Here is a 13,573-nt window from a genome sequence, read left to right as displayed (position 1 = left end):
GTCAAGCTCAAGTGCGGTCGAGGCCCGCCGGCCCGAAACGGTCGACAGGCCGGGAAAGCGCTGCTAGAAGCCCGCGCCACAGACAGGATTCCACAAATTGGCTGAAGACATCGAACAGGCGGTATCGCGCCGCCGCACTTTCGCGATCATCGCGCACCCCGACGCCGGCAAAACCACGCTCACCGAAAAGCTGCTGCTGTTCGGCGGCGCCATCCAGCTTGCCGGCGAGGTCAAGGCCAAGAAGGACCGCATCCAGACCCGGTCCGACTGGATGAAGATCGAGCGTGAGCGCGGCATTTCGGTCGTCACCTCGGTGATGACTTTCGAATATGAAGACAATGTCTTCAACCTGCTCGACACCCCCGGCCACGAGGATTTCGCCGACGACACCTACCGCACGCTGTCGGCGGTGGACTCGGCCGTCATGGTCATCGACGCCGCCAAGGGCATCGAGCCGCGCACGCTGAAACTGTTCGAAGTCTGCCGGCTGCGCGACATCCCGATCATCACCTTCATCAACAAGATGGACCGTGAAAGCCGCGATCCCTTCGAAATCCTCGACGAGATCGAGCAGAAGCTGGCGCTGGACACCGCGCCCATCACCTGGCCGATCGGCCGCGGTAAAACGTTTTCCGGCACCTATCACCTTGCCCTGAACGCTGTGCGCAGGGGCGATGCGGAGAAAGACCGCACGCCGGTCAACGGTCCCGATTCCAACCGTGTCGCCGGCCTTTTGCCGGAAAACGAGCGCGAAGCCTTTATCGAGGAGCTGGAACTGGCACGTGAAGCCTGCCGCCCGCTCGACATTGACGCCTTTCGCGAGGGCCATCTGACGCCGGTCTATTTCGGCTCGGCTCTGCGCAATTTCGGTGTGCGCGACCTGATCGAGGCGCTCGGCGCCTTCGGGCCGCCGCCGCGAGCGCAAGAGGCCGACACCCGCAAGGTCGAGGCGACTGAGGAGAAGATGACCTCCTTCGTGTTCAAGATCCAGGCCAACATGGATCCCAACCACCGCGACCGCATCGCTTTCGTGCGCGTCTGTTCGGGCAAGCTCGAGCGTGGCATGAAGGCCAAGCTGGTGCGCACCGGCAAGCCGATGTCCCTGTCTGCGCCGCAATTCTTCTTCGCCCGCACCCGCGTCACCGCCGACGAGGCCTTTGCCGGCGATGTCGTCGGCATCCCCAACCACGGCACGCTGCGCATCGGCGATACACTGACCGAGGGTGAGGAAATTCTCTTCAGGGGCGTGCCGAACTTCGCCCCGGAAATCCTGCGGCGCGTTCGCCTGGGCGACGCGATGAAGGCCAAGAAGCTCAAGGAAGCGCTGCACCAGATGGCCGAGGAAGGCGTGGTGCAGCTGTTTTCGCCGGAAGATGGCTCACCGGCAATCGTCGGCGTCGTCGGCGCCCTGCAGCTCGACGTTTTGAAGGAGCGGCTGAATTTCGAATACACGCTGCCTGTCGAATTCGAAATGTCGCGCTTTTCGGTCTGCCGCTGGATCTCGGCCGACGACAAGGCCGAGACGCTGCGCTTCATCGAGGCGCATCGCGGCGACATTGCGCGCGACCTCGACAATGATCCGGTGTTCCTTGCCCAGCACGCCTTCTCGCTGAACTACGAAGCCGAACGCTGGAAAGCCATCCGCTTCGCAACCATCAAGGACTACCAGGTCCGCGACAAAGCAGCGTAAGGCGCCGCTTTTTTTCCTTCTCCCCGTTCACGGGGAGAAGGTGCCCGAAGGGCGGATGAGGGGCGGCGCCGACGCTGAAGGCTTCAACTCAGCCTTTGGCCGCCGCTTCGATCTTCGCAATATCGATCTTGCTCATCTGCATCATCGCCGCCATCGCCCGGCCGGCCTTGGCCCGGTCCGGATCCATAAGCAGGCGCGGCAGCTGCTCCGGCACCACCTGCCACGACACACCGAATTTGTCCTTCAGCCAGCTGCATTGCGACGGTTCGCCGCCACCTTCGATGAGCTTGTCCCAGAAATAGTCGACCTCTTCCTGCGTCTTGCAGTCGATCGACTGTGACATCGCCTCGTTGAACTTGAATTGCGGTCCGCCGTTGAGCGCTTGAAACTGCACACCGTCGAGTTCGAACGTGGTGACCAGCGCTTTGCCCGCATCTGCGTGACCCTCAGGCCAGCGCAGCACGCTCAGCACCTTCGAATTCTTGAAGATGGAGACGTAGAAATTCATCGCCTCTTCGGCCTGGTCGTCGAACCACAGGCAGGTGGTGATCTTTTGCATAGGTCTGTCCTCGTTTTCTCTTGGGGATGATGGAAGGGTCAGGCGGCGCCCTTTGCGGCGTCCTGAAGGGAAGCGAGATAGGAATCGAGCTGGGCGTAGCTCTCAGCCATGCCGCTGGTCATGCCGGTGCCGAGCGCGCCGTCACGCGCCGCCTGCGAGGCGTAAAGCACCGTTTGCGTCAGCAGGGTCTTTCCGGTCTGCTCGGCAAAGGTCACCGTTCCGACGGTCTCGCCACCGGTCCAGTCCTCATCGAACAGTTCGGTGGCGACGATCCGGCTTGGCCGCACGATCTCGCGATAGGCGCCGCTCATGCCCATGCTGCGACCGTCGCGGTGCTGCCAGACATAGCGGGTGGCACCGCCCACTCTGAGGTCGGTTTCGCAGACCGCCAGCCGCCAGCCGTCGGGGCCGTGCAGCCAGCCTTTCAAAAGCTCCGGCACGGTCCAGCAGTCGAACACCATCGGCCGCGACGCGTCGAAGATGCGGGTGATCTGGACTTCACGGTCGCTCGGCGTGGTTACGGTCAATGTCGCAACGGTCGAGCCGGGCAAGGTGGTGGTGCTCACGATGGTCCTCCTGCGCTTGTCTGTTTGCCCAAGGACGTCCGGCCAACTGGCGATCCGACACGGGCTTCTGATTTTCTTCGGCTATTGGTCTGCCTCGCCGGGAGCCTTTTCGGCCATCAGCGCGCCCAGCAACGCATCGAGGCGCTGGAAGTTGCCTTCCCAGATCTTGCGGTAGCGCTCCAGCCAGTCATTGGCTTCGGCCAGCGGCCTCGCCTCCAGCCGGCAGGGCCGGCGCTGCGCGTCGCGGCCGCGCGAAATCAGCCCCGCGGCTTCCAGCACTTTCAGATGCTTGGAGATCGACGGCTGGCTCATCGCGAACGGTTCGGCCAGTTCCATCACTGAGGCTTCCCCCTGGATGAGCCGGGCAAGGATGGCGCGCCGGGTCGGATCGGCAAGCGCGGCAAAAGTGGCGTCCAGCTGGTTCATTTCATATCCATAGCCAATAAGGTATATACCCATTTGGCTATATACAGATGAATGAACCTCGTCAACTGGCTTGCGCCCCGCGTTCTGGCGCATTGCAAAAATCTGGCCAGACCATACTTGCCGGTCTATAAACCCTGCGATCCAAATTCAGCGCCGCCACGCTCCGCACTGGGCGCAGCCGGCCAGCTAAGGAATATCCATGCCTGCCTATCGTTCCCGCACCACCACCCATGGCCGCAACATGGCCGGCGCTCGCGGCCTCTGGCGCGCCACCGGCATGAAGGATTCGGATTTCGGCAAGCCGATCATCGCGGTGGTCAACTCCTTCACCCAGTTCGTGCCGGGCCATGTGCATCTGAAGGATCTCGGCCAGCTGGTCGCGCGCGAGATCGAGAAGGCCGGCGGTGTCGCCAAGGAATTCAACACCATCGCCGTCGATGACGGCATCGCCATGGGCCATGACGGCATGCTCTATTCGCTGCCGTCGCGCGAACTGATCGCCGATTCCGTCGAATACATGGTCAATGCGCACTGCGCCGACGCCATGGTCTGCATCTCCAATTGCGACAAGATCACCCCTGGCATGCTGATGGCTTCGCTGCGCCTCAACATCCCGAGCGTCTTTGTGTCAGGCGGTCCGATGGAAGCCGGCAAGGTGGTGCTCGCCGGCAAGACACAGGCGCTCGACCTGGTTGACGCCATGGTTGCCGCCGCCGACGACAAGATCTCCGACGAGGACGTCAAGGTCATCGAACGCTCGGCCTGCCCGACCTGTGGCTCCTGCTCAGGCATGTTCACCGCCAATTCCATGAACTGCCTGACCGAGGCGCTCGGCCTGTCGCTGCCCGGCAATGGCTCGACGCTGGCCACGCACGCCGACCGCAAGCGGCTGTTCGTCGAGGCGGGTCACCTCATCGTCGATCTCGCCCAGCGCTATTATGAGCAGGATGACGAGACGGCACTGCCGCGCAGCATCGCTTCCAAGGGCGCTTTCGAGAATGCCATGACGCTCGACATCGCCATGGGCGGCTCGACCAACACCGTGCTGCACATCCTGGCTGCCGCCCATGAAGGCGAGGTCGACTTCACCATGGAAGACATCGACCGGCTGTCGCGGCGGGTGCCCGTGCTCTGCAAGGTCGCGCCGGCAAAGTCCGACGTGCATATGGAAGACGTCCATCGCGCCGGCGGCATCATGGCCATCCTTGGCCAGCTCGACAATGCCGGGCTGCTCAATCGCGACCTGCCGACCGTGCATACGGCGAGCCTTGGCGAAGCGCTCGACCATTGGGATATTTCCCGCACCACCAGCCAGAACGTCCGCGACTTCTTCCTCGCCGCCCCGGGCGGCGTGCCGACGCAGGTCGCTTTCAGCCAGGACCGCCGCTGGGACGAGCTCGATCTCGACCGTGAGAAGGGCGTTATCCGCTCGGCCGAAACGCCGTTCTCGAAGGACGGTGGACTCGCCGTGCTGAAGGGCAATCTGGCGCTCGATGGTTGCATCGTGAAGACCGCCGGCGTTGACGAGTCGATCCTGAAGTTCACCGGCCCGGCGCGGGTGTTCGAAAGCCAGGACGCTTCGGTCAAGGCGATCCTGTCCAACGAGATCAAGGCCGGCGATGTCGTCGTCATCCGCTATGAAGGACCGCGCGGCGGCCCCGGCATGCAGGAGATGCTCTACCCGACCAGCTATTTGAAGTCGAAAGGCCTCGGCAAAGCCTGCGCGCTGGTCACCGACGGCCGCTTCTCCGGCGGCACATCAGGCCTGTCGATCGGCCACGCCTCGCCGGAAGCCGCGGAAGGCGGCACGATTGGACTGGTTCAGGAAGGCGACACGATCGAGATCGACATCCCCAACCGCACCATCCGCCTGGCGGTCAGCGACGCTGAACTCGATGCTCGACGTGCGGCGATGGAGGCAAAAGGCGCCTTGGCCTGGAAGCCCGAGGAAAAGCGCAAGCGCAAGGTGACGACCGCGCTGCGCGCCTACGCCGCCTTCGCCACCAGCGCCGACAAGGGTGCGGTGAGGCACGTTCCGGAGTGAGGTTTCTTCCTTCTCCCGCAGGGGGAAGGAAGAGCGCCTCACGGCATCAGCTGATACTCGTAAAGCTTCTGATACAGCCCGCCCTGGTTGAGCAGCGTGCGATGCGCGCCGCTTTCCACCACCTTGCCGGCCTCCAGAACCACGATCGTGTCGGCCTGGTGCACGGTCGACAGGCGGTGGGCGATGACGATGGTGGTGCGCCCGACCGTCAGCTGCTGCAGCGCATCGCGGAACAGCGCCTCGGATTCGGCGTCGAGCGCGCTGGTCGCTTCGTCGAGCAGCAGAATCTCCGCATTGCGCAGCATGGCGCGCGCGATCGAGATGCGCTGGCGCTGGCCACCTGACAGCAGCGCGCCGTTCTCGCCGACCTCCGTCTCATAGCCCTTGGCCATGGCGCTGATGAACTCATGCGCATTGGCGGCCTTGGCGGCGGCGATCACATCCTCGTCGGTCGCGTTCTGGCGGCCGAGGCGTATGTTGTGCATCACCGTGCCGGCAAACAGGAATGTGTCCTGGCTGACATAGGCGATCTTTTCCCGGACCGAGGCGAGCGTGGCGTCGGAGATGTCCTGGCCATCGAACAGCACCCTGCCGCCCTGCGGGTCGTACATCCGCATGATCAAATTGAGGATGGTCGATTTGCCGCTGCCCGAGGGTCCGACCAGCGCCGTCATCTGGCCGGCGGCAAGCGTCAGGTCCAGCCCTTCGAACACCGGCGAGCTTTCGGGATAGGCGAAGCTCACATTGTCGAAACGGATTTCGCCCGGCCCCGTCTGCAGCGGCTTTGCATCGGGCTTCTCGGCCAATGTCAGCGGCCTGTCGGCAAGCTGGAACATCATGCGCACGCCGACAATGCCGGTTTCCAGCGAGATGCGCACGCGCGCCAGGCGCTTGGCCGGTTCGTAGGCCAAAAGCAGCGCCGCGATGAAGGCCATGATGTTGCCCGGCATCTGGCCTCCACCAAGAACCAGAAACCCGCTGACCAGTACGGAGCCGGAAATTGCCAGCCCGGCGAGCGTCTCCATCACCGGGCTGGTGGCGGCTTCCAGCGTCGCAATGTTGTTGGCGCGGTTCTCCACGTCCGACACGGCCTTGTACATGCGCTTGCGCATCGCGCCTTCGAGGCCGAAGGACTTCACAACGCGCACGCCCACCGCCGTTTCCTGCATCACCTGCACGATCTGGCCCAGCGAGCGGAATTCCTGCGCGGCGATCTTGCGCACGCGCTTCAGGATGTGATTGACGCCGTAAATGGCGATGGGACCGATGACGAAGCAGATCAGCGACAGCGCCGGCTGCTGCCAGATCATAACCCCGAGCAGGACAATCATCGTCACCAGATCCCGCACATAGGATGTGACAACGAGGTCGAGCACACTACGCGCCGCCTGCGCGTTGTTGGTCATGCGGGTGATCAGTTCCGACGACGAGGTCGAATGGTAGAACTCGATGCCTTGCGCCAGGATGCGATCGTAGATCTTGCGCTGCCGGTCGGCGATGATGCTGTTGCCGACGCGGCTCATGAAGTAGGCCTGCACGAAGTTGGCGATGCCTTTAAGGACGAAGATCGCCGCGACCCCTCCGGCAATCAGGTTGACGCGGTCGAGCCTCTTGTAGATCACGAACTCATTGGTGATCTCGCGCAGAATCCAGGCACTGGCTCCGGTCATGGCGGCCACCACCAGCATCGACGCTATGGCGGCGCCATAGCCGAATTTGTGCTCGTGAAAGGATTCCCTGACCAGCCTCGCGATGAGGCGCTGGTTTTCCGTCGAACGGAAGAAGCGAAACAAATGGCCGATCCCATGCCTGACTGAGACGAATTTCGGATTCGCCACGGGGGCGAAAGGCGGCTTATAGAGCGAGTTGCGGCCGGATGGAACCTTTCGCTGTCGCGGAGACAAACGGCTGGCGCACGGTGTCTTTTGCGCCACGATTGTGACGATTGATCTGCAGGGAGATGACGAAAGATGGATTTCGACCTTGTTGTGCGCGGCGGAACGCTGCCCGACGGCACTGTCGCCGACCTCGGCATTGTCGGCGAGACGATCGTCGCCATCGAGCCCGAACTGCATGTCACCGCCGGCACCGCAATCGACGCCTATGGCAATCTGATCTCGCCGCCCTTCGTCGATCCGCATTTCCATATGGACGCCACGCTGTCCTACGGCATTCCGCGCATCAACGCCTCGGGCACGCTGCTCGAAGGCATTTCGCTGTGGGGTGAACTGAAGCCGCTGCTGACGCATGAGGCGGTGCGCGAGCGGGCGCTCGCCTATTGCGACTGGGCGGTCTCGATGGGCCTGCTCGCCATCCGCACCCATGTCGACGTCTGCGACGACCGGCTGCTCGCGGTCGAGGCGCTGCTCGACGTCAAGAAGACGGTCGCGCCCTATATCGACCTGCAACTGGTCGCCTTCCCGCAAGACGGCTTCTATCGCTCGCCGACGGCGCGGCAGAACACGCTGCGCGCGCTCGACATGGGCGTCGACATCGTCGGCGGCATCCCGCATTTCGAACGCACGATGGCCGACGGCACGCGCTCGGTGACCGAACTTTGCGAAATCGCGGCAAAGCGCGGGCTGATGGTCGACTTGCATTGCGACGAGACCGACGATCCGTTGTCGCGCCATATCGAGCAACTCGCCTATGAGACGCAGCGTCTCGGATTGCACGGCAAGGTGGCCGGCTCGCACCTTACTTCCATGCATTCGATGGACAATTATTACGTCTCCAAGCTCCTGCCGCTGATCGCCGAGGCTGGCGTTTCGGCGATCCCCAATCCGCTGATCAATATCATGCTGCAGGGCCGCCACGATACGTTCCCGAAGCGCCGCGGCATGACCCGGGTGAAGGAGATGCAGGCGCACGGCATCCGCGTCGGCTGGGGCCAGGATTGCGTGCTCGATCCCTGGTATTCTCTGGGCACCGCCGACATGCTCGACGTCGCCTTCACGGGGCTTCACGTCGCGCAAATGTCGAGCCCGGCCGATATGGCGCGCTGCTTCGACATGGTCACCAATGTCAACGCCGCCATCATGGGCCTCGACCATCTCGGCCTCGCCGTGGGCAAGCGCGCCAGCTTCGTCATCCTCGACGCCGGCAATCCGATCGAAGCCTTGCGCCTGCGCGCCGAACGGCTCTGCGTCGTCGCCAGGGGCAAGGTGGTGGCCGAGCGTACGAAACAGGAGACGCGGCTGTGGATTGCCGGCCGACCGCGCGAGGTCAACCGGCGGCACAAAACTGCGTAGAGACAGCCGATTTCCGCCGCTGGTCTTACCGATTTGCCTCGTCAAAGCGACCGCTTGTAGCTAGGGAGCCGGCATGGTCCAGTCGCTTGGTCGCAACTTCACGATCAGAAACGTGCTTCTGGCCGGCATTCTTTTGATGCTGGCCGGCGACTTCATGTTCGCGCTGAACGACGCGATGGGCAAATGGCTGGTCGCCAGTTTCTCAGTCGGCCAGGTGGTGTTTATCCGCTCGATCGGCGCCTTCATCGTGCTTGGCCCGATGATCGCCAACCAGGGCGCTGGCAGACTGTTTCAGATGGAACGGCCAGTCCTCCAGTCTCTGCGCGTGCTGGCGACAACGGTGGACACGGCGCTGTTCTATGCCGCCGTCGTCTATCTGCCGCTTGCCGACGTGATGAGCTTCTACATGGCCGGGCCGATCTATGTGGCGGCGCTGTCGCATTTCCTGCTCGGCGAAAAGGTCGGCTGGCGCCGCTGGGCAGCCATCCTGGTCGGCTTCTGCGGCGTGCTGATCATACTGAAGCCGTCCTCGGCGGCCTTCTCGCAGTCCTCGCTGTTTGCGCTGGTCGGCAGCATCGCGTTTGCCTTTGCCATCATCCTCAGCCGCCGCCTGCGCGGCACCAGCGATACCACGCTGGTCACGTGGCAGACCATCGGCACGCTGCTGGTCGGCGCCGTGATGACCATCGGCGCCTGGCGCACGCCCTCGGCACTCGATTTCGGCGCGATGCTTTTGCTCGGCATTGTCTCCTGCAGCGCCCATCTGATGATCACCCGGGCGCTGAAGCTGGCGCCTGCCTCGACGCTGGCGCCGCTGCATTATAGCCTGCTTCTGTGGGCCGTGATCTTCGGCCTGGCCTTCTTCGGTGACGTGCCGGGACCGCGCATCCTGATCGGCTCGGCCATCGTCGTCCTCGCCGGGCTGTTCATCTTCCACCGCCAGAAGGTGGTTGAGACCGTGGTGCCGCCTGAGAACGTACCGAAGGGCGTGAATTGACACGGCAAAGCGTAAAGCGTGTCGCACAGTACCGGTTTGAAGCGAGACGCTAGCATCTGACAATTATACGATTGTCGCCCAGAGTTACTGAAGTGTTCGGTCAAAAAATTCGGTATTTACATCGATATTTCGCGGTGTAAATTTCGGGCCGGGCGCAATTCTGGATTGATTCTTGGCCGAGACAGGCCAAGACCAATATCTCCAGGAAACTTGTGATTGGGGGGCATGATGGGTAGTTTTTCCATATGGCATTGGCTGATCGTTTTGGTCCTTTTCGGCCTGCCATTGGTATTCATATTGAGGGCACCGCCTGCTGGCAGCAATCGTTTCGGAGATATACCGCCTCCGATGAGTTTTACAGAAGCTATTTCCAGCTTTTTCGGAAAATATGTGACTTTTTCGGGCAGAGCCAGCCGCTCGGAGTTCTGGTATTCCTACCTCTTCATTTTCATAGTCGGCATCGTCGTGGTCGTAGTCGATGCCTTGTTGAACAATGAGATTGTTTCATCGATTTGGAATCTTGCCATCCTTCTGCCGACACTCGCCATGACCACACGCCGGCTGCACGACATCAACAGAAGCGGTTGGCATCAGCTCCTTGCGGGCTTGTTCCCCATCGGCACCATCGCGCTGATCGTCTGGTACTGCAAAAAGTCCGACGATACGGTGACGATGGGTGAAATAGAGCGGGTTTTCAAATAGAGGCCGCCGCCTAGCCCTGCCGCACTGCCGCCAGATGGCGTGAAAACTCAGGCGTCTCCATCAGTGCCTTGCAGCGGGCGAAACGGCCGTCGGCATAGGCGCGGAAATCCTCGACCGGATTGTTGTTGGCAAGCTGGATCAGCCCCCACAGCGTCCACAACAGGTCGCACATCGCCTTGTAGATGACGATGCGGCCGCGCTCGGCCGGCTTCGCCTCGCCGCCGAAATAGGCGCGCATCATCTCTTCCTCTTGCGCTGCATCGAACCCGCCTTCAACGCTGAGATCGCCGAGATCCCAAAGCGGGTCGTTCATGCCCGAATATTCCCAGTCGACGATCCACATCCGCTCGCCCGTATCGAGAAAATTCTCGCACAGCGGGTCGCAATGGCAGGCGGCAAGCGGCAGCTTATGGGCAGCAAGGGCAGCCCGCACGGCTTCGGATTCGCGCACGACATCGTGGTAGCCAGGCGGCAAGGCGACGTCCTTGGTCGACAAAACCTTGAGATAGTCGTCAATCATCGCAAAGAGTTCGAAGCGGAACGGAAACACCGCGCCTGACATATGCAGCTTGCGGAAGGCCTCGCCAGCGCGGGCCGGACTGCCGGCGCGCAGCTTGAATTTTTCCGGCGACATCGTCTCGGCGCCGGCAATGAAGCGGCTTGCCAGCACGCCGGTCGCGGCGTCGACATGCAACACCTCAGGACTGACGCCGGCTTTGGCCGCCTCACTTGCCGCCACCGCTTCATTGGCGCGGTTGATATATTCCTCGGTGCCTTTTCCGGGGATGCGCAGGCAGATGTCTCCGGCTCGGAAGACGAGATTGGTCATGCCGCCCAGCCGCTCGATCTTGCCGTCGAAATCCTTCAGCGGAGGGATATCGGCCATGGCCTTGCGGGCAAGCGCGAGGTCGTCACTCATGCGCGCAACCTTTCCATTTTCGGATCATAGAGTGTGCGTGGCCCGCGCGTCGCCTTGTAGCTCTTGCCGAAGGCCTCGATCTCGAATGTCGTCTCAATGGCCAATTCCACGGGGAGATGGCCGAAGGCAATGGTCTTGCCGAGCGTATAGCCATAGCCGGTCGATGAGGTCGAACCGACGACCTTGCCGCCGAACAGTACCGCCTCGCCGCCGTGGAACGGTGCGAAGCCGTCGACGGTGAAGGAGCACAGCTTACGCGTCACGCCCTCTGCCTTGATCCGCGCCAGCGCTTCGCGGCCGATGAAATCGCCCTTGTCGAGCGCCACCGCAAAGCCGAGCCCGGCTTCGTAAGGATTGTAGTCGGGTGTGATATCGCCGGACCAGTAGAGGTAGCCCTTCTCCATGCGGCAGGCGTCGATGGCGCGGTAGCCGGCATCGGCGATGCCATGTGGCTCGCCCGCCTCGCGCAACGTCTCGTAGACGTGCACGCCGTACTCCTGCGGCACATAGAGTTCGTAGCCGAGCTCGCCGACATAGCCGACGCGCACGGCGAGCGCGGTGCCGTTGCCGACCTCGATGCTACGCGCCGCAAGGAAAGGCAGGGCGGTGTTGGAAATGTCGTCATCGCTGACCAATTGCAGGATGGAGCGGGCACGCGGCCCGCACAGATTGATCACAGCGTACTGGTTGGTGACATCGCGCAGTGAGACATCGGACGGCAGATGCCGCGACAGCCAGTGCCGGTCATGCACGCCGAAGCTGGAGCCGGTAACCAGCAGGAAGCGGTCGTCGCCGACGTGAACGATGGTGACATCGGCTTCGATGCCGCCCTTTTCGTTGCAAAGCTGGGTGTAGACGGCGCGGCCGGGTGCTCCGGACAGGTCATTGGCGGCGATGCGCTGCAAGGCCGCCTGAGCGCCCTTGCCGGCAATCTCGAATTTCGAGAACGAGGTCTGGTCGATGAGGGCGGCGCGTTCGCGGATGGCGCGCACCTCATGGCCGACGGCCTCGAACCAGCCGGGCTTGTCCTCGAAGCTCCCCAGCTCGACCGATTTGCCGTCGTCGACCGAGAACCAGTTCGGCCGCTCCCAGCCGAATTTGGAGCCGAAAACAGCGCCATTGTCGCGCAGTATGTCATGCAGCGGCGAAAGCCGCAGGCCGCGCCCGGCATGCGATTCCTCGGCCGGCCAATGGATCTTGTAATAGGCGCCATAGGCCTCGATGGCGCGCGCTTCCAGGTAGCGGCCTTGCGCCTGCACCGCGCCGAAACGGCGCACGTCGAAGGGCCACAGATCCATGCCGGCATCGCCATGCAGGATCATGTTGGACAAAGCCAGGCCGGCGCCGCCGGACGCCGCAATGCCGGCGGTGAAGCCGCATGCGACGAAGAAATTGTCGAGTTCCGGCGCCAGCCCCATGATTGGCTCGCCGTCGAAGGAAACCGGGATCGGCCCGTTGATGACGGTCTGGATACCGATCTCGTTAAGCACCGGCAGTCGCTCGGCGGCTGGCAGCGCGAACAGCTCCAGCCGCTCCATGTTGGGCGCAAACAGCTCGCGGCCGAAATCGAGCGGCGGCATGCCGCGCCAGCAGCCCTTGGTGCCGTCTTCCCAGCCGCCAATGGCAAAGCTGCCGGTATCCGGCTTGAGATAGAAATTATGGTCGGGGTCGCGCAGCGTGGTCAGGTTCGGATCGAGCTTGAGCGTCTTTTCGGTGAGAAAATACTGGTGCTCGACGACGCCCGCCGCCAGCGGCACGCCGGCCATCTTGCCGACGCGCCTGGCCCACAGGCCGGCGCAGTTGACGAGGATGTCACACGAAATCGAGCCGCCATTGGTGACGACGCCAACGGCGCGCCGCCCTTCGATGACGATCTCTTCGACGGTGACGCCCTCTTCGATGCGGGCGCCGTTTTGCCGTGCACCCTTGGCATAGGCCATGGTCAGCGAATAGGGATCGATATAGCCGTCGCCTGGAATGTAGGCGGCGCCCTCGATGCCGTCCTTGAGGATGTAGGGAAAATGCCTGGCGGCTTCATCGGCCGACAGCGAATGGCATTCGACACCGAAACTCTTGGCCTGGGTCATCGACCGGCGGATTTCACTCCAACGCGCAGCGCTGCTGGCAAGCCGCAGCGAGCCGACCTTCTTCCAGGAGATCGCTTGTCCAGTCTCGGCCTCCAGCCGGTCGAAGACCGCGACCGAATTCTGCATCAGCCGCGTCAGGTTGCGTTTGCCCCTGAGCTGTCCGACCAGCCCGGCCGCGTGCCATGTGCAGCCATGGGTGAGCAGCGATTTCTCGACCAGCAGCACATCCTTGGCGCCATCGCGGGCGAGGTGATAGGCAACCGAAGTCCCGACGGCGCCGCCGCCGATGATCAGGATGTGGACGTGGCGATCCGCACGGAAACTCATCGCTG

Annotated in this window: 11 protein-coding genes; 5 read left to right on the top strand and 6 right to left on the bottom strand. The window is 62.8% G+C overall.

The window, feature by feature from the left end; all coding sequences use genetic code 11:
* The first annotated feature begins 97 nt into the window (after positions 1-97).
* Positions 98-1,690 (top strand): peptide chain release factor 3, encoded by a 1,593-nt coding sequence (locus AC1D1B_RS01085; RefSeq protein ID WP_477328880.1) that lies wholly within the window; start codon positions 98-100, stop codon positions 1,688-1,690.
* An 88-nt stretch (positions 1,691-1,778) separates the two neighbouring features.
* On the opposite strand, the gene AC1D1B_RS01080 is transcribed toward AC1D1B_RS01085, so the two are convergent.
* The 3 genes from AC1D1B_RS01080 to AC1D1B_RS01070 all read right to left on the bottom strand — a co-directional run bounded on the left by AC1D1B_RS01080 (position 1,779) and on the right by AC1D1B_RS01070 (position 3,241).
* Positions 1,779-2,249 (bottom strand): VOC family protein, encoded by a 471-nt coding sequence (locus AC1D1B_RS01080; protein WP_477328879.1) that lies wholly within the window; start codon positions 2,247-2,249, stop codon positions 1,779-1,781.
* Positions 2,250-2,287: 38 nt separating this feature from the next.
* Positions 2,288-2,815 (bottom strand): SRPBCC family protein, encoded by a 528-nt coding sequence (locus tag AC1D1B_RS01075; RefSeq protein ID WP_477328878.1) that lies wholly within the window; start codon positions 2,813-2,815, stop codon positions 2,288-2,290.
* Between the two features lie 81 nt (positions 2,816-2,896).
* Positions 2,897-3,241: an ArsR/SmtB family transcription factor gene (locus tag AC1D1B_RS01070; RefSeq protein ID WP_477328877.1), complete on the bottom strand. Its 345-nt coding sequence runs from the start codon at positions 3,239-3,241 to the stop codon at positions 2,897-2,899.
* A 199-nt stretch (positions 3,242-3,440) separates the two neighbouring features.
* Here AC1D1B_RS01070 and ilvD point away from each other — a divergent pair, with 199 nt between their 5' ends.
* Positions 3,441-5,285: a dihydroxy-acid dehydratase gene (gene ilvD / locus AC1D1B_RS01065; protein ID WP_477328876.1), complete on the top strand. Its 1,845-nt coding sequence runs from the start codon at positions 3,441-3,443 to the stop codon at positions 5,283-5,285.
* 38 nt (positions 5,286-5,323) lie between these two features.
* Here ilvD and AC1D1B_RS01060 read toward each other — a convergent pair whose 3' ends face one another.
* Entirely contained in the window at positions 5,324-7,078 is a 1,755-nt protein-coding gene (locus AC1D1B_RS01060; RefSeq protein ID WP_477328875.1) for an ABC transporter ATP-binding protein, read from the bottom strand.
* 177 nt (positions 7,079-7,255) lie between these two features.
* On the opposite strand from AC1D1B_RS01060, the gene AC1D1B_RS01055 reads away from it, so the two are divergent.
* From AC1D1B_RS01055 to AC1D1B_RS01045, 3 genes are all read left to right on the top strand, one after another.
* Positions 7,256-8,536 (top strand): amidohydrolase family protein, encoded by a 1,281-nt coding sequence (locus AC1D1B_RS01055; RefSeq protein WP_477328874.1) that lies wholly within the window; start codon positions 7,256-7,258, stop codon positions 8,534-8,536.
* Positions 8,537-8,609: 73 nt separating this feature from the next.
* Positions 8,610-9,533, top strand: coding sequence for a DMT family transporter (locus AC1D1B_RS01050; protein ID WP_477328873.1), 924 nt, complete (start codon positions 8,610-8,612; stop codon positions 9,531-9,533).
* Between the two features lie 225 nt (positions 9,534-9,758).
* On the top strand, positions 9,759-10,235 hold the full coding sequence (locus AC1D1B_RS01045; protein ID WP_477330491.1) for a DUF805 domain-containing protein: 477 nt from the start codon (positions 9,759-9,761) through the stop codon (positions 10,233-10,235).
* Between the two features lie 10 nt (positions 10,236-10,245).
* Here the strand turns inward: AC1D1B_RS01045 and AC1D1B_RS01040 are convergent, their stop codons facing one another.
* On the bottom strand, positions 10,246-11,154 hold the full coding sequence (locus AC1D1B_RS01040) for a phosphotransferase (RefSeq protein WP_477328872.1): 909 nt from the start codon (positions 11,152-11,154) through the stop codon (positions 10,246-10,248).
* Complete coding sequence (locus AC1D1B_RS01035; RefSeq protein ID WP_477328871.1) at positions 11,151-13,568, bottom strand: GcvT family protein; 2,418 nt, start codon at positions 13,566-13,568, stop codon at positions 11,151-11,153. The genes AC1D1B_RS01040 and AC1D1B_RS01035 overlap by 4 nt, the downstream gene beginning before the upstream one ends.
* Between the last annotated feature and the right edge of the window lie 5 nt (positions 13,569-13,573).

The organism is Mesorhizobium sp. P2_C5_2, from assembly GCF_056404535.1.
This window is presented reverse-complemented; position numbering and strand designations above follow the sequence as displayed.